Source organism: Actinoplanes sp. NPDC051537 (genome assembly GCF_055586105.1).
Map to the genome: position 1 here is coordinate 234,967 of NZ_JBVJIU010000016.1, position 16,536 is coordinate 251,502.

Sequence of the window (16,536 nt, forward strand, 5' to 3'; positions counted from 1 at the left end):
GATGCCCGGTCCCGGCGAGGGGGACCGGGCATCGCCCTTTTCCGTGAGCTGGTCGAACCGACTTCACCTCGGCGGTGTACAAGTGGTGGAGACCGGAAGCAGGCGGAGGCGCGGATGAGGGGACACAGCCCCGACGAGGAGCTGATGACCGCGCTCTACACCGAGCACTACGCGGTCCTGCTCAGCTTCGTCCTGCGATACGTGCACGACCGGCACCGCGCCGAGGACATCGTCCAGGAGACGTTGCTGCGGGCCTGGAAGCACATCGACCACCTCGACACCAACCAGGGCCGCACCCGGTCGTACCTGCTGACCATCGCGCGCAACGTGGTCACCAATGCGTGGCGGGCCGAGCAGCGCCGCCCGCACCTGGTCGCCGACGAGATCGCGGTCAACACGATGCCGGTCGAGGACAACGTCGATCAGATGGTCGAGGGCTGGCTGGTGGCCGAGGCGCTCGAGCGCCTCTCGGTGGATCACCAGGCCGTCGTCCGGGCCATGTACTACGAGGGGCAGAGCGTGGCGGAGGCGGCGCGACGGTTGTCCGTGCCGGAGGGAACGGTCAAATCCCGGGCCTATTACGCCGTCCGGGCACTGCGCACCGCCTTCGAGGAGATGGGGGTGCTGCGGTGAGCGCCGATCACGACGAGCTGCGCCGGCTTCTCGGCGGCTATCTTCTCGGCGGCCTCGACGAGGGGGACACCGATCGGCTCGACGCGCACCTGCGCGACTGCGACGACTGCCGCGACGAGCTGGATCGCCTGGCGCCGGTTCCCGAGCTGCTGCAACGCCTTCCCGACGGGCGGCGGGCCGGCAGCGAGGGCGCGCAACCGCTGATCAGCATGTCCGCGCGGCCCAGCCCGGAGAACATCGAGGGCCTGCTGCGCCGCATGCGCGCCGAGCGAAACCGGGAGAACCGCAAGGCACGCGTACGGTGGCTGGCCGCCGCCGCGGTCGTGCTGGTGGCCGCCGTCATCGGCGTCGGCGTGATCCGCAGCAACCGGGAGACCGAGCCGCCGCAGGCGTTACCGAGCCCGCAGCTCGTCACCGCTCAGTTCGAGCCGGCCGAGGGCAGCGGGCTCTCCGGCGAGGCGGTCCTGACCCCGAAGACGTGGGGGGTGTCGGTCGCCCTCGACGTGACCAAGCTGCGCGGCCAAGGCCCGTTCCTCTGCCAGGTGCACAGCACGGAGGGGGCGACCGAGCAGGCGGCCACGTGGGGACCGACGCCGAGCGGAAACGCGAAGGTGATCGGGGCGAGCTCGATCCAGCTGCGTGACGTCCGCTCGGTGAGCGTCGCCGACCACGACGGCCACCTGCTCGGCACGGCCAGCCTCGACTGAGGCGTTCTTGTCGTACCCCTCTGCCAGCCTCTCCCCCATGACCGGACAGCGGGTAGCGGTGGTGACCGGCGCGAGCCGGGGCGTGGGCAAGGGGATCGCGCTGGCGCTCGGCGCGGCGGGTTGGGTGGTCTACGTGACCGGCCGGTCGACCGGCGACCGGGTGACCTTTCCGTCGGTGGGCGGCACGGTCGACGACACGGCCCGGGCGGTGACCGCGGCCGGCGGCACCGGGGTGCGGGTGGTCTGCGACCACGCCGACGACGAGCAGACGGCCGCGCTGTTCGAGCGCGTGCGGGCCGAGCGGGGCGGGCTGGACCTGCTGGTCAACAACGTGTGGGGCGGCTACGCCGCGTACCACGAGGACCGCCCCGCCGACATGCAGGGACCGTTCTGGGAGCAGCCGCTGCGGGTGTGGGACGACATGTTCACGTCGGGTGTGCGCGCACACTACGCGGCCACGGTGCTCGCCGTGCCGGTGCTTCGGCCGGGCGCGCTGGTCGTGACGGTGTCGTTCTTTCCCGGCAGTTATCTCAGCGGGACGGACCAGGTGGCGTACAGCGTGGCCAAGGCGGCCGACGACCGGATGGTCGCGGTGACGGCCGCTCAGCTGGCCGAGCGTGACGTCACCGCGGTCGCGTTGTACCCCGGGCTGGTGCGTACCGAGAGCGTGCTGCGGGCGGCGGAGTTCTTCGACCTGTCCAACTCGGAGTCGCCCGAGTTCGTGGGCCGGGCGGTCGCGGCGCTTGCGTCCGATCCCGGCGTGCGGCGGCACACCGAGCGCTGCCTGGTCGCGGCCGAGCTGGCCGATGAGTACGGCTTCACCGACGTGGACGGCGCCCGTCCCTCGTCGATCCGGTCGTCCTTCGCCGGGCGCGGCAGCCGCGGCCCGGACGGCCGCGGCGGCGAAACGAACGACGGCGGCTAGTTGACGCGTCTGAGCTTGACCAGGTAGGTCTGGGCCACGACGACCAGGGCCAGGAACGCGCCGCTGATCACCTGCTGCCAGTTGCTGTTGACGTTGCCGACCTGGTTGATCAGGTTTTGGATCACGCCGAGCAGCAGGACGCCGGCCACGGTGCCGGCGATCGTGCCGGCGCCGCCGGTCAGCAGGGTTCCGCCGATCACGACGGCGGCGATGGCGTCGAGCTCCATGCCGGTGCCCAGCACGGTCACGCCGGAGCCGAGCTTGGCCGCGTTGATCGCCCCGGCCAGGCCGGCGAGCAGGCCCGACATCACGTAGACCAGGACCTTGATCCGGCGTACCGGCACGCCCATCAGGCCGGCCGCGTCCTCGCTGCCGCCGACGGCGTAGACCGAGTGGCCGAACCGGGTGCGGGCGAGCAGCACCATGCCCAGCAGCACCAGCGCCACGACCAGCCAGACCTGATAGCCGATGCCGAGGAACGACCCGTTGCCGAGCTTGCGGAACGCGTCGCTCTTCACCAGGTAGGTCTCCGAGCCCTCGTCGCTGATCGCGCGCATCAGGCCCCGGGCGCCGAGCAGAGCCGCGAGGGTGACGATGAAGGGCGCCATTCTCGTGTACGCGATGAGCAGGCCGTTCGCGAGCCCGATGGCGCCACAGACGAGGAGCGGGGCCGCGAACGCCGCCACGAAGCCGTACTGCGAGGCCCAGGCCGCGAGCACGCCGCCGAGCACGTAGAGCGAGCCGACCGAGAGGTCGATCCCGCCCGTGATGATCACGAAGGTCATGCCGAGCGCGATCAGCATCGGTGGCGCGGCCGCGACCAGGATCGTGGCCGTGTTGTCGAAGCTGCGGAAGTTCGGGAAGGCGAGGAACGAGATCAGCACCACGACGATCAGGACGGCGAGCGCGCCCTGACGCTGCACGGCCCCGACGATCCGATCGGTGCGCTCGGCCCGGCGGACGTCCTCGACCACGGCCGCGGGCGTCTCGGGATCGGCGGCGATTCCCATGGTCACCGGGTCTTCCTCTCTCGCGCCACGTACACGGCGATCAGGATGATGACGGCCTGCGCCATCTCGGTCGTGGACGGTGGCAGGTTGTGCTTGATCATGGTGGCGATCACGAGCTGCATGAGCAGGGCGCCGGCGACCGTGCCGAGCACGCGCACCCGGCCGCCGGTGAGCGGCGTGCCGCCGACCACGACCGCGGTGATCGCGGAGAGCTCGATCAGCAGGCCGACCGCCGAGGCGTCGCTGGACTGGATGCGGGACACCGAGAGCAGGCCGGCGATCGAGGCGAGCACCGAGCAGAGCACGTACACGGTGATCAGCACCCGCTTGACCGGGAGGCCGGCCAGCTCGGTGGCCGGGCGATTGCCCCCGATCGCCAGCAGCCGCCGGCCGAAGACGGTGCGGCGCACCAGGAACGTCACGACGAGCACCAGCACGGCCGCGATCCACACCAGCACCGGAATGCCGAGCAGCTCACCGGACCCGAGGTAGAGGAAGCTGGGATCCCGTACGTCCTTGAGCTTGCCCTCGGAGATGACCACCGCGAGCCCGCGCCCACCCACGAAGAGCGCGAGGGTGGCGACGATCGGCTGCAACCCGACCTTGGCCACGAGCGTGCCGTTGATCAGGCCGACCACGACGCCGGCCCCGATCGACGCCAGGATCGCGGCCACCACCCCGTACCCCAGATAGAGCGGGATGAGCGCCGCCGCGAGCGCCATGACCGAGCCCACCGAGAGGTCGATGCCCTCGGTGCCGATCACCAGCGCCATGCCCATCGCGACGATCACGATCGGCGCCACCTGGATCAGCTGGATGCGCAGGTTGCTCCAGGTCAGGAAGTACGGCGTGAAGAAGATGTTGTAGAGGACGAGCAGGACGATCGCCAGGTAGACGCCGTACTTGGGCAGCCACGCCTTGAACCGGCTCAGGTCGATGCTCGGCCGGGCGGCCGCGGTGTCAGTGGTCATCTTCGGTCTCCGATGGTGCGGCCGCGGCGATCGTGGCCATGAGGTCCTCGGTGGTCACTTGGTCGCCGGTGAGCGTGCCGACGACGACGCCGTCGCGCAGCACCACCACCCGGTCGGCGCCCTCGATCAGCTCCTCGGCGTCCGAGGAGACCAGCACGACGCCGAGCCCCTCGGCCGCGAGCTCGTCGATCAGCGACTGCACCTCGGCCTTGGCGCCGACGTCGATGCCGCGGGTCGGCTCGTCCAGCAGCAGCACCTTGGGGCCGGTGGCGAGCAGGCGGGCCAGCAGCACCTTCTGCTGGTTGCCGCCGGAGAGGTCGCCGACCAGCTGGTCGGGGCTGGATGCCTTGATCCGCAGCCGGGTCATGTACCGCTCGACGATCTCGTCGATCTTCGAGTCCGAGACCAGGCCGAGGCGGGACACCCGGGGCAGCACGGCGAGCGCGATGTTCTCCCGTACCGACAGGCCGGCCACGATGCCCTCGGCCTTGCGGTCCTCGGGCTGCACCGCGATGCCGGCCTTGACCGCCCGCACCGTGGTCGGCTTCTTCAGGTCGACGCCGTCCACCTCGACGTCGCCGCCGTCCAGCGGGTATGCGCCGCCGATCGCCTTGATCGTCTCGCTGCGGCCGGCGCCGAGCAGGCCACCGAGCCCGACGACCTCGCCGGGCTTGACGTCGAAGCTGATGTCGTGGAGTTTCCGGCGGCTGGTCAGGCCCTCCACCCGGAGGACCGGCGCGGCGCCGGTGTCGCCGGTCGCCGCGCCGCTGAAGGCCGTGGAACCCTCCCGTCGCACCTCGGACATGTCCCGGCCGAGCATCAGCGAGACCAGGCGGATGCGCTCGAGGTCGGCGAGCTTTCCGGTGTGCACCACCTTGCCGTCGCGCAGGATCGTGACGGCGTCGCAGATGCGGTACAGCTCGTCGAGCCGGTGGCTGACATAGATGATGCCGATGCCGCGGGCGTGCAGCTCGCGGATGACCCCGAAGAGCGTCTCCACCTCGCGCGGTTCCAGCGAGGAGGTGGGCTCGTCCATGATCACGACCTTCGCGTCGATCATGACGGCCCGGGCCAGGGCGACCATCTGCTGGGCGCCCAACGCCAGGGTGCCGAGCGGGCGGCGGACGTCGGTCGTCACCCCGTACGCGGAAAGGATCTCCCGCGCCTCGCGGTGCATGCGCCCCTCGTCGAGAAGGCCCAGCCCGTTGCGCGGCTCGCGGCCGAGGAACAGGTTGTGGGACACGCTCATCAGCGGGATGAGGTTGACCTCTTGGTAGATGGTCGAGATGCCGGCGTGCTGAGCGTCCATCGGCGTCCCGAACTGCGCCGGCTGGTCGGAGTACCGCAGCTCACCGGCGTCCGGCTGGTAGACGCCGGTGAGCACCTTGATCAAAGTGGACTTGCCGGCGCCGTTCTCGCCGACCAGGGCGTGCACCTCGCCCGCTTCCAGGCGGAAGGAGACTTGGTCGAGGGCACGCACCCCCGGAAATATCTTGGAGACGTCGACGACTTCGAGTAGCGCCATGTTTCTCTCTTTATGCGAGGGGAGTGGAGTTCGCCCAGGTCGCGTCCGCGTTGTAGCTGCCGGACGCGTCCCAGGTGTTGCCGCCGCCGTTGGTGGCGATGTAAACGGCCTCGGCGTAGTGCCGCCAGTAGTAGCCGGGGTAGTTGAAGGACTCGAGGGAGACGGTGCCGCCACCGTTGAGCCCGGGCTGCGCGCAGAAGGTCGCGTCCTGCTGGAACGTCGTCGTCCCGTCGTTGCTCGCCTTCTGCAGCCGGTAGTTCGCGTGCCGCAGGTACTGCCCCGGGAAGTTGACCGACTCGAACGTGTAGCAGCCGTTGTCGGCCAGCCCGGCCCGGACCGTGAAGGTCGCGTCCTGCCGGTCGGCGAGCGCGCTGCCGGTGGTGATCACGTCGGTGCGGGCCACGCCGTCCCGGTGCCGCAGGTAACGCGTGTCGTAGCCGGGGGTGGTGACCCGGAACGACCGGTTCTGCCCGACGGTCAGGTCGGCGCCGCTGCGCCACAGCGGCGCGACCACGGCCCAGGTCGCGTCGTCGTTGAACGACCCACCCGTGTTCTGGTCCATCCAGATCTCTTCGCTGCGATGCCGCAGGAAGTAACCGGCCATGTTGGACGCCTCGAGCGACGTGCCGCCGCCGGAGAGGCCGGGCCGGGCGCAGAAGGTGGCGTCGGCGTTGTACGTCGAGCCGCCGTCGTTGCCCTCCCGGTAGACCCGGTAGCCGCGATGCCGGAGGTACTGACCGGGGAAGTTGCGCGACTCGAACGAGTAGCAGGACGCGTTGGCGAGACCGGGCCGTACCCAGAACGTTGCGTCCTGACGGTCGCCCTGGGCCGCACCGATCACGTCGGTGCGAGCCGCACCATCACGATGCCGGAGATAGCGCGTCGTATAGCCGGGCGTGGTCACCCGCAGCGAGACCAGCTTGCCGGTCGTCAGCGTGGCGCCGGTCGCGGCGCCGAGCACCCGGAGGTTGACCTCGCGCACGCGGGACAGGTCCATCTTGGCCACCTGCCGGTCGTACGTGTAGAAGCCGTTGAGCTCTTCCTCCACGTCCGTGGGCTCGGTGTAGACCGAGCCCGAAAGGCCGTTCGACCCAATAAGGTCGACCAGCCTGCTGGTTATCTGGACATAGCGGTTGGTGAGGGCCGTGCTGTCCGGTAGCCACTCATAGGCGAACTTTCCGGCGGTGGGCCATTCGTGACTGGTCCGGAGACCGAGGCCGCCGTACTCGCCGTTGACCGCGAACCGGGTCGCCGTGGGCGGCCGGGTGATGCCCGGGCCGACGTAGACGTGGTCGTCGATGACGTCGCCGTTGCCCGGGTCGGGGTCGGAGTCGCAGCAGTTCGAGCCGGAGTCGTGGTTGACCATCCGGGTCGGGTCCCAGCTCTTGACCAGGTCCGTGATCCGGCCGGCGTCGTACTCGCCCCAGCCCTCGTTGAACGGGACCCACTGCACGATCGAGGTGATCCCCTTGTGCTGGTCGACCATCGCCCGCAGCTCCTTCTCGAAGCGCGTGCGCCCGGCCGCCGACGGCTCCTTGCCGCTGGCCAGCGCCGGCATGTCCTGCCAGACCATCAGCCCGAGCTTGTCGGCCCAGTAGAACCAGCGGTCGCTCTCGACCTTGATGTGCTTGCGGACCATGGTGAAGCCCATGGCCTTCTGCTGCTCGAGGTCGAATCGCAGCGCGGTGTCGGTCGGCGCGGTGTAGATGCCGTCCGGCCAGAAGCCCTGGTCGAGCGTGCCGAGCTGGTAGACGAACTTGCCGTTCAGCGTGGGCCGCAGCACCCCGCCGAGGGTCGCCTTCCCGAGCGAGCGCATCCCGAAGTAGCCGCCGACGGTGTCGGTCCCCAGGCTCACCCGCAGGTCGTAGAGAAAGGGATCGTCCGGCGACCACAAATGAGCATTAGGCACGGGAATTCGGATATTCCCGCCCACGGTCCCGGTGGCCGAGGCAATGACCGCGCCGCCGCTCAGCACCTGTGCCGTGACCGGCTGACCATTCCCGTTGGCCGCCTGCACCACCAGGTCGAGGGCGCCGGCCGCGACGTTCGGCGTGGTGTCGAGGCGGGTGATGTGCGCGGCGTTGGTCGGCTCGAGCCAGACGGTCTGCCAGATCCCGGAGGACGGGGTGTAGAAGATGCCGCCCCGGCTGATCCGCTGCTTGCCGACCGGGATGTCCTGGGTCTCCACCGGGTTCCAGGCGCCGACGATGATCTCGTTGCTGCCGGATCTGAGGGCATTTGTTATGTCGTACGAGAACTTGTCGTACCCGCCCTCGTGGGTGCCCAGCAGCGTGCCGTTGACCCACACCTTCGACTGCCACATCACGGCGCCGAAGTTGAGCTGCACGTTCCGGCCCGACCAGCCGGCCGGCACGGTGAACGTGCGCCGGTAGAACGAGTAGTCCTGCCGCCGCATGATCCCGGAGAGCGCGCTCTCGATCGGGTACGGCACGCGGATCTCCTCGCCGAGGTTCTGGCCCGTCGGCGGGGTGTTGATGTTCGAGGCGCCGGCGAACTGCCAGATGCCGTTGAGGCTCTGCCAGTCGGCGCGGGTCAGCTGCGGCCGGGGATATTCCGGCAACGGGCTGGTGGTCGAGACCTGACTCGTCCAGGGCGTCGTCAGCGGCGGCGTTTTCGGGGCGAAGGCCGCGGCCGGGGCGGTGGTGGCGACGAGGATGCCGGCCGTGGCCGTCAGGGTCGCCGTTCCCGCCGCGAGGAATGAAAGAAACCGTCGATGATGTGCGGTCACGTTCCGCTCCTTCGAGGGGTGGAACCGAGGATGGCAACACAGACAGACGGGAACGAACATTTCCCGGCGACGCCGCGCGCCGCCGGGAAATGCCCATGGGGATCAGTACGCGCTGTTGAGGTCCGCCTTGGCGTTGTCCGTGCCGTACTGCCGGTCCTGGATGATGATGTCCTGCTCGACCGGGTCGCCGGCAAAGAACTTCTGCGCCGTGGCGAAGGAGAGTGGCCCGAAGCGCGGGTTCGACTCGATGACGGCGTTCGCCCAACCGTCCACAATGGCCTGGACCGCGCCCTTCGTGCCGTCGATCGACACGACCTTCACGTCGCCGGCCTTCTTGCCGGCGCCTTTCAGCGCGGTGATGGCGCCCAGGGCCATCTCGTCGTTCTCCCCGTAGATGCCGTTGATGTCGGGGTTCGACTGCAGCAGCTGCTCGGTGACTTTCTGCCCGTCCTCGCGGGCGAAGTTGCCCGTCTGTTCAAAGACGATCTTGATGTTGGGCGCGGTCTTGGCGATCTCGTCCTTGAATCCGCTGGTACGGAGCGTGGTCACGTTGTTGCCGGGCGCGCCCAGCAGGATCGCGACCTTGCCCTTGTTGCCCATCGCCTTGGCCATCTCGTCGGCCGCCCGCTTGCCCTGCTCGGCGAAATCCGACCCGATGAAGGTCAGGTAGTCCTTGCACGGGGTCGCGTTGATCTTGCGGTCGATCGTGATGATCGGGACCTTCTTGGACGAGGCCTTGGCGAAGACCGAGTCCCAGCCGTCCGAGTTCAGCGGCGCGATCACGAGCAGCTGAACGCCCGAGTCGAGCATCTGCTCGACGTCGCTGATCTGCTTGTTGAACTGGGAGTTCGCGTTCGTGGTGGTGAGGTTGGTGATACCGAGCTTGGCCGCTTCGTCCTTGATGGACTGCGTCTCGGCGATGCGGAACGGGTTGGCCTCCTTCTCCGACTGCGAGAAGCCGACCTTCGCCGTCTTGAGGTCGATCTTGGTGCCGCCGTACTGGCTGAGCGTGCAGGTCGCCGCTCCGGGAGCGGCCGACTGGGCCACCTGAGCGGCGGCCGACGCGGGCGCGGCCGGCGTGTTCGAACTGTCGTCCTCGGACTTGGCGCAAGCGCCCGCACTGAGAATAAGCAGTGCGGCACCGAGGGTAGCGGCCGCAGGCCGCAAACGACCCGGGTATGTGCTCATGATGTTGTGCTCCTTAGCGGTGATGAGTCATCGGGGAGTAACCGCCTGGAAACACATTCACGCACTATCAAACTTTTCCTGTCAAGGTCCTCCACCAGAATCAATCAGAAACGCACGCGGAGCACGTCTCGGAAGGGCGCCTGGAGAGGTATTAAACGACAGCAGTCGATGTGCGCGCCACGTCCCAGCGGGCCGACATCGATGCGTAGATGCGCAACGCCTCGTCCGGGCGCTCGCCGCTGATCAGCGCGGCATCCTCGAGGGCCGCGGCGAGCTCGAACGGGCGGCCCACCCGTCGGTAGTGCTCGGCCGCCTCGCGGGCCGGGGCCGGATCGCCGCTCTGGAGCGCCTGACAGCGCAGGTGGGCGGCGTGGGCGCGGGCCGGCCGCACCTCCTTGGCCGCCTCGTCGGCGCAGATCGCGGCGGCCCGGTCGGCGATGTCCATCCGGGACTGGCCGCGGGCCAGCCGCAGCACGTCGGGCAGCCACTGGTGGCGGAGCATCATCGGCGCGTACGAGGGCTGGAGCAGCGGCGCGAGCAGGTCGAGCGCCTCGGCCGGCCGGCCGCGCTGCTCGGCCCAGAGGGCCCGGGCGACCAACAGGAAGTCGCAGTTCTCCCGTTCCGCCTCGCTGGCCGGCACCGCGTCGGCCGCGTCGAGGTGCGCTGCCGCGAGGTCGCGCGCGTCGCGGTGCAGGGCGATGAGCGCGGCCACCCCGTGCAGCAACATCGTCACGGCGCCGGGCTCGCGCATGCCGTGCAGCGTGATGCCCGGACCGTCCTCGGTCACCGCCGACACCTCGGCCAGCGCCTCGTCCCAGCCGCCGCGCCAGTAGTCCTGCACGGCGGTGGCGACCTGCATGCCGGCCGGCAGCCGGTGCTCGGCCGCGAACTCGGCGGCCACCCGCAGGGTGCTCTGCGCCTCGTCGAGACGGTCGAGATTTTGCAGCGAGAACAGGCGGTTGTCGAGCAGGTCGAAGTACGTGCCGGCGAGCTCGGCCCGGCCGGACACCACCTCGAGCGCCCGGTCGACGTGCCGCAGCGCGCGCTCGTGGTCGCGGCGGATCGAGCTGGTCAGCCAGATCGTCTGGAGGGCGAACGCGGTCTCGTACGGCTGGCCGGCCGCCTCGGCCTCGGCGTGCACGGCCCGCGCCCGGTCCTCGGCCCGGTCGAGGTCGTCGAGGTCGCCGCGCCGGAAGTTGGCCAGCAGCACCCGGTGCCGGGATCGCCAGATGGTCGGCACCCGCGAGTCGTCGATGGCGTCGCGCAGCATCGCCACCGCCACGGCCGCATCGCCCTTGCGGTAGCGCATCGTCGCCAGCAGCTGCCGCATCTCGGCCCGGTCGGCCGGATCGGTGGCGAGGCTCATCGCCTCCTCGGCCTCGGTCATCGGGTAGCGGTCGCGGCGGAACTCGAGCCGGGCCAGCGCCACCAGCAGCACGCCGCGCTGGGCGGCCGCCGGCAGGTCGGTGCGCAGCGTGCGGCGGATCAGGTCGCCGGCGATCTGCGGCGCCCGGCGCACGACCTCGGCGTGGTGGGCGAGCAGCCAGTTCAGCACCCAGGTGTCGACCGCCGGGGTCTCGGCCACCAGCTGCTCGGCGACCCGGGTGACCGGGCTGCCGCCGGCCGCGAGCACCTCGGCCGCGTGCCGGTGCAGGCCCGCCCGCAGCGCCTGCGGCACCGTCTCGACCAGCGCCTGGCGCAGGTAACCGTGCCGGAACGCGAGGTCGGTGCCGCTGTCCACGAGCACGGTCGCGGCCAGCGCCTCCTCCAGCGCGCCGACCAGCTCGAGGGCCGAGCGGCCGGTCACCGCGACCACCTCGCTGACCGAGAACTCCGAGCCGAGCAATGCGGCCAGCCGCAACACCTCACGGGTCGGGCCGGAGAGCAGGTCCAAAGTGGCGTGCACGGCGGCCATCAGCGTGCGCGGCGGCTCGACCGTCACCTCGGGGCCGATGTCGGCGCGGCCGCCGGCGACCTCGATGACGTCGCGCTGCCGCAGCGCGCCGACCAGCTCGCGGGCGAAGAGCGGGTTGCCGCCGGAGCCGGCCACCAGGGCGCGCAGGTTGTCGCCGGGCGGGGCACCGACCAGGGCCGTCACCAGGCGGTCGAGCTCGCCGGCGGGCAGCGGCCGCAGCCGCAGCGCCCGGGCCGGGGCGGCCCGGTCGCCGGGGCGGGAGGACGCGACCAGCAGCAGCGGCAGCCGGCCGAGCAGGCCGCGCAGCCGCTCCCAGACCCGCAGCGTGGCGCTGTCGGCCCACTGCATGTCGTCGACGATCAGGATCAGGGGCGCGGCCGCGCAGGCGGCGCGGACCGAGGCGACGATCTGGTCCTCGGCGACGTCGGGCTCGGCCAGCGGGCTGCGCGGGCGCCGGGACGCCGTCTCGAGGCCGAGGGCGCGGGACAGCACCTGCAGCGGCACCCGGGAGCCGAGCTGGTCGGCCGCGCCCCAGGCCACCCGGCAGCCGCAGCGGGCCGCGTCGGCGAACGCGTGGGTGAGCAGCTCGGTCTTGCCGATGCCGGGCTCGCCCTCGATCCAGACCTCGTCGCCGGCGCCGGCCGCGACCCGTCGCACCAGGTCACGCATCTGATCGATCTCGGACTCGCGCCCGAACCAGTCGCGCGCCGCGAGGCCGTCGCGCAGGGCCTTGGCGACCGGGGTCGGCACCACCGTGCGCAGCGGCTCGGGCACCGGCAGGGCGGCCGGCTGCTCGGCCGAGCCGGCCAGCACCTGGCGCTGGAGCTCGCGCAGCGCCGGGCCGGGCTCGATGCCCAGCTCGGCGACGAGCGTGCGGCGGGCGCCGCGGAAGACCTCGAGCGCCTCGGCGTGCCGGCCGGCCCGGTGCAGGGCCCGCATCAGCAGCTCGTGCAGGGGCTCGTGCAGCGGGTTGTCCTTGACCAGGCCGGTCAGCTCGGCGATCAGGCCGTCGTCGCCGCCGGAGTCGAGCAGGATGCGGGCGCGCTGCTCGGCGGTGGCCAGGCGCAGCTCGGCCAGGCGCTGGCGATCCAGCTCGAGGAAGGGGCCGGCCAGCGTCGCGTACGCGTCCCCGCGCCACAGCGCCAGCGCCTCGTCGAGCCGATCGGCCGCGGACCGGTTGTCGCCGGCGGCCAGCAGCTCGGACGCCGCCGATCGCAGCTGGCCGAACCGTTCGACGTCGAGCTGGGCGGCGGCGACGTGCAGCAGGTAACCGCCGGAAGCGGTGGTGAGCAGGCCCGGGTTCAGAGCGCGGCGCAGGCCCGAGACGTACGTGTAGACGCTCCCGGCCGCGGTGGCCGGCGGCGAGTCACCCCAGATCGCCGTGATCAGCTCGTCCCGCCCGACGAGCCGGCCGGCGTGCGCGGCGAGGACCGCGAACACCGCCCGCTGCCGGGCGGCGCCCAGATCGATCTCCCGCTCGCCGATCCAGGCACGGACCGGCCCGAGCACGCCTACGCGCAGTACTTCCGGCACGCTGCCTCCCGGGTCGGTGAACCCAACTTCGAGGGAGACGGGCCGGGTGTCAATGGATAACACAAACCGCACGGACGGGCACACCTCAGCCGTACCCCTTCCATGCCGAAACGCACCTCTGCTGAACTGGCCTATCGGTCCCTCTTCGGCGATGAAGGATCTCTGAAGAATTCCTGAAGAACCTTCTCCGACACTTGCTCCACGTCGCGTAGGAAGGGGCCGCCGTGGAACAGGTCAGGGTCGCGTTGCAGGCGATGGATCCGGTCAGCCACGCCGGGCTGGCCGCGTTGTTGCAGTTCCGCGGTGACGTCGCGGTGCTGCGCACCGCCCAGCGGGCGGATGCCGAGGTGCTGGTCGCCGCCGCCGAGAGATTGACGCCCGACACCGTGGCGGCGCTGCGCCGGGCCGGCGCCGAGACCGGCGCGCCGATCGTGCTGGTCTGCCAGGAGGTCGCCGAGGCCGAGCTGATGACCGCCGTCGAGTGCCGCGTCGTGGCGATCCTGCCGCGCTCCGCGGTCACCGCCGAACGACTCGCGCACAGCGTGCGCGCGGCCGCGGCGGGCGGCGGGGTGATGCCGCCCAACCTGGTCGGCGAGCTGCTCAAGCAGGTCGACCGGATGCAGCGGGACGTGCTCGCCCCGAACGGGCTGAACGCCTCCGGGCTCACCCCGCGGGAGATCGACGTGCTGCGGCTGATGGCGGACGGCTTCGACACCAACGAGATCGCCGGGAAGCTGTGCTACTCGGAGCGGACCGTGAAGAACGTGATCTACGGGGTCACGCACCGGCTCAAACTGCGCAATCGCTCGCACGCGGTCGCATATGCGTTGCGGGCGGGCATGATCTGAGGCTCAGATAGGGGCATGAAACTGAAGCCTGGCGACCGCGTCGCCGTCGTCTCGCCGGCGTTCGCGGCGCCCGCCCTCTATCCCGCCACGCACGAGCTCGGCCTGACGCGGATCCGGGAGCTTCTCGACCTCGAGCCGGTCGAGTTCCCGACCACGCGAAAGCCGGGCGCGTCGGCCGCCGAGCGGGCCGCCGACCTGATGGCGGCCTACGCCGACCCGTCGATCCGGGCCGTCTTCGCCACGATCGGCGGCAGCGACCAGATCACCGTGCTGCCGCACCTCGACCCGAAGCCGTTCGTCGCCGACCCGAAGCCGTTCTTCGGCTACTCCGACAACACGAACGTGCTGAACTGGCTCTGGCTGCACGGCGTGCCGGCCTATCACGGCGGGTCCACGATGGTGCACCTCGCGCGGGGCGGCGGCGTCGAGCCGGAGCACCTGGCCTCACTGCGGGCGGCGCTGTTCGAGTCCGGGGACCTGGAGATCACGCCGGTCAAGGAGTTCAGCGACGAGGAGCTGAGCTGGGCGGACCCGGCGTCGCTGACCACTTCCGGACCGAAGGTGGCCAGTCCCGGCTTCGCGTGGCACAACGCCGACCGGGTGGTGACCGGGCCGACGTGGGGCGGCAACCTCGAGATCCTGCACTGGAACCTGGCCGCGAACCGGTGGATCAAGCCGTCCGCCGACTACGCCGGGTCGATCCTGCTGCTGGAGACGTCGGAGGAGCTGCCACCGGGCGAGGAGGTGTTCCGGATGCTGCGCAACGCGGGGGAGCGCGGCCTCCTCGAGCAGTTCCCGGCGGTGCTGGCGGCCACCGCCAAGGCCAGCAACTTCGACAACCGGCCGGCGCCGGAGGACCGGGCGCGGTTCCGCGACGAGCAGCGTGAGGCGGTGCTGCGCGCGCTTGCCGACTACAACCCGTCGGCGCTCGCGGTCTTCGGTGTCGATTTCGGTCACACGGCGCCGCAGTGGATCCTCCCGTACGGCGGGCGGATGACCGTGGACGGCCCGGCGCGACGGATCGTCGCGCACTTCTAGGCCGTCGGGGTGCTCTCCGCCGGCTCGGGCCTGAACGCCGGCGGGGAGCACGGGTCGCAGAAGTTGCGTGGCGGCGTGGGCTTGGTCAGCTGGGTCGGGATCAGGAAGAACGCCAGCACCCCGCCGACGACCATCAGCCCCGCGCAGAGCAGCATCGCGTGGCGATAGACCGGATGCAGTTGAGCGGCCACGGTCAGGCTGCCGGCGCCGAGCCCGGCCGCCAGCGGCAGGATCGCGACCGAGAGCAGGCCCGCGGCTCGGGCCACCGCGTTGTTCACGCCCGAGGCGATGCCGGCGTGCATGTCGTCGAGCGAGCCCAGGGCGGTCGCCGTCAGGGGCGCCACCAGCGCGGACAGGCCCAGTCCGAAGACGATCACGGCGGGCAGCACGTCGGTCAGATAGGACGAGTCCGCGCCGATCATCGCCATCATCAGCAGGGCGACCGCGCAGACCAGCGGGCCGACCGTCATCGGTATCCGCGGGCCGATCCGGGCGCCGAGCGCGCCGGAGCGGGCCGACAGCAACAACATCAGGATGGTGGCCGGCAGCATGGCGGTGCCCGCCGCCAGCGGGCTGAACCCGGCGACCACCTGAAGGTTGATGACGAACAGGAAGAAGACGCCGCCGTTCGCCGCGTAGACCAGCAGCGTGACCAGGTTGGCGCCGGTGAACGCCTTGTGCCGGAAGATCTCCAGCGGGACCATCGGCTGCGGCGAGCGGCGCTCGGCCAGCACGAACGCGACCAGGCCGGCCACGCCGACGGCCAGCGAGATCAGCACGACCGGGTCGCCCGGGCCGCGCATCGGCCACGCCGTGAAGCCGTAGGTGAGGCCGCCCAGGCCGATCGCGCCGGTCACCGTGCCGGCCACGTCGAAGTGGCGGGCCGCCCCCGGGTTGCGCGACTCCGGCACGTGCCGGGCCGCCACCAGCAGCACGACGATCGCCACCGGCACGTTGATCAGGAAGATGTAGCGCCAGCTGCCGGCCTCGACCAGCCAGCCGCCGAGGAACGGGCCGAGCGCGCCGCCGACGCCGCCGAGGCCGGACCAGGCGCCGATGGCGCGGGCGCGGTCGCCCTTGGTGAACGACGCCTCGAGGATGGCCAGCGAGCCGGGGGTGAGCAGCGCGCCGCCGACGCCCTGGAGGACCCGGGCGGCGATCAGCAGCCCGATGCTCGGGGCGAGGCCGCAGAGCAGGGAGGCGACCGCGAACCAGCCGACGCCGATCATGAAGATCCGCTTGCGGCCGAACCGGTCGCCGAGCGAGCCGCCGAGCAGGATCAGCGCGGCCAGGCTCAGCGCGTAGCCGTTGACCGTCCACTGGAGGCCGGCCGCGTCGGCGTCGAGGCTGCGGCCGATCGACGGCAGCGCGATGTTGACGACGGTCGCGTCGATGAAGGCCAGGCTGGAGCCGAGCACGGTGGCGAGCAGCACCCATCGGCCCCGCGCGGTGTGATAGCGGACCTGGGTGTCCTCGGCGGCGGTCATGGGCCGA

12 protein-coding genes are annotated in these 16,536 nt (G+C 71.1%); 5 read left to right on the forward strand and 7 right to left on the reverse strand.

Annotated features, from left to right (window positions below; all coding sequences use genetic code 11):
• The first annotated feature begins 114 nt into the window (after positions 1–114).
• The 3 genes from ACZ6TB_RS35070 to ACZ6TB_RS35080 are packed head-to-tail and all read left to right on the forward strand — an operon-like array spanning position 115 to position 2,265.
• Positions 115–633 carry a sigma-70 family RNA polymerase sigma factor gene (locus ACZ6TB_RS35070; RefSeq protein ID WP_465561878.1) on the forward strand — a complete coding sequence of 173 codons (519 nt, stop codon included), beginning with the start codon at positions 115–117 and terminating at the stop codon, positions 631–633.
• Positions 630–1,340, forward strand: a complete 711-nt coding sequence (locus ACZ6TB_RS35075) for a zf-HC2 domain-containing protein (RefSeq protein ID WP_465561880.1) — start codon at positions 630–632, stop codon at positions 1,338–1,340. Before ACZ6TB_RS35070 ends, ACZ6TB_RS35075 begins: the two co-directional genes overlap by 4 nt.
• Before the next feature lie 37 nt (positions 1,341–1,377).
• Complete coding sequence (locus ACZ6TB_RS35080; protein ID WP_465561882.1) at positions 1,378–2,265, forward strand: SDR family oxidoreductase; 888 nt, start codon at positions 1,378–1,380, stop codon at positions 2,263–2,265.
• On the opposite strand, the gene ACZ6TB_RS35085 is transcribed toward ACZ6TB_RS35080, so the two are convergent.
• From ACZ6TB_RS35085 to ACZ6TB_RS35110, 6 genes are all read right to left on the reverse strand, one after another.
• On the reverse strand, positions 2,262–3,275 hold the full coding sequence (locus tag ACZ6TB_RS35085; RefSeq protein ID WP_465561974.1) for an ABC transporter permease: 1,014 nt from the start codon (positions 3,273–3,275) through the stop codon (positions 2,262–2,264). The two genes, ACZ6TB_RS35080 and ACZ6TB_RS35085, sit on opposite strands and share 4 nt — an antisense overlap.
• A gap of 2 nt (positions 3,276–3,277) precedes the next feature.
• The gene (locus ACZ6TB_RS35090) at positions 3,278–4,246 is read right to left on the reverse strand and encodes an ABC transporter permease (protein WP_465561884.1); all 969 of its coding nucleotides are present in this window, start codon (positions 4,244–4,246) and stop codon (positions 3,278–3,280) included.
• On the reverse strand, positions 4,236–5,771 hold the full coding sequence (locus ACZ6TB_RS35095; protein WP_465561886.1) for a sugar ABC transporter ATP-binding protein: 1,536 nt from the start codon (positions 5,769–5,771) through the stop codon (positions 4,236–4,238). The genes ACZ6TB_RS35090 and ACZ6TB_RS35095 overlap by 11 nt, the downstream gene beginning before the upstream one ends.
• Positions 5,772–5,781: 10 nt before the next feature.
• Positions 5,782–8,520 carry an AbfB domain-containing protein gene (locus ACZ6TB_RS35100; protein WP_465561887.1) on the reverse strand — a complete coding sequence of 913 codons (2,739 nt, stop codon included), beginning with the start codon at positions 8,518–8,520 and terminating at the stop codon, positions 5,782–5,784.
• A gap of 102 nt (positions 8,521–8,622) precedes the next feature.
• A complete protein-coding gene (locus ACZ6TB_RS35105) occupies positions 8,623–9,708 on the reverse strand; it encodes an ABC transporter substrate-binding protein (RefSeq protein WP_465561889.1) in 1,086 nt (361 codons plus the stop codon).
• A 151-nt stretch (positions 9,709–9,859) separates the two neighbouring features.
• Positions 9,860–13,156 carry a BTAD domain-containing putative transcriptional regulator gene (locus tag ACZ6TB_RS35110; protein WP_465561891.1) on the reverse strand — a complete coding sequence of 1,099 codons (3,297 nt, stop codon included), beginning with the start codon at positions 13,154–13,156 and terminating at the stop codon, positions 9,860–9,862.
• A gap of 224 nt (positions 13,157–13,380) precedes the next feature.
• Between ACZ6TB_RS35110 and ACZ6TB_RS35115 the strand changes: the two genes are divergently transcribed.
• Both ACZ6TB_RS35115 and ACZ6TB_RS35120 read left to right on the forward strand, forming a co-directional pair.
• Positions 13,381–14,004, forward strand: a complete 624-nt coding sequence (locus tag ACZ6TB_RS35115; RefSeq protein WP_465561892.1) for a response regulator transcription factor — start codon at positions 13,381–13,383, stop codon at positions 14,002–14,004.
• A gap of 15 nt (positions 14,005–14,019) precedes the next feature.
• A complete protein-coding gene (locus ACZ6TB_RS35120; RefSeq protein ID WP_465561894.1) occupies positions 14,020–15,042 on the forward strand; it encodes a S66 family peptidase in 1,023 nt (340 codons plus the stop codon).
• On the opposite strand, the gene ACZ6TB_RS35125 is transcribed toward ACZ6TB_RS35120, so the two are convergent.
• Positions 15,039–16,529: an MFS transporter gene (locus ACZ6TB_RS35125; protein ID WP_465561896.1), complete on the reverse strand. Its 1,491-nt coding sequence runs from the start codon at positions 16,527–16,529 to the stop codon at positions 15,039–15,041. The genes ACZ6TB_RS35120 and ACZ6TB_RS35125 overlap by 4 nt on opposite strands.
• Positions 16,530–16,536 lie beyond the last annotated feature (7 nt).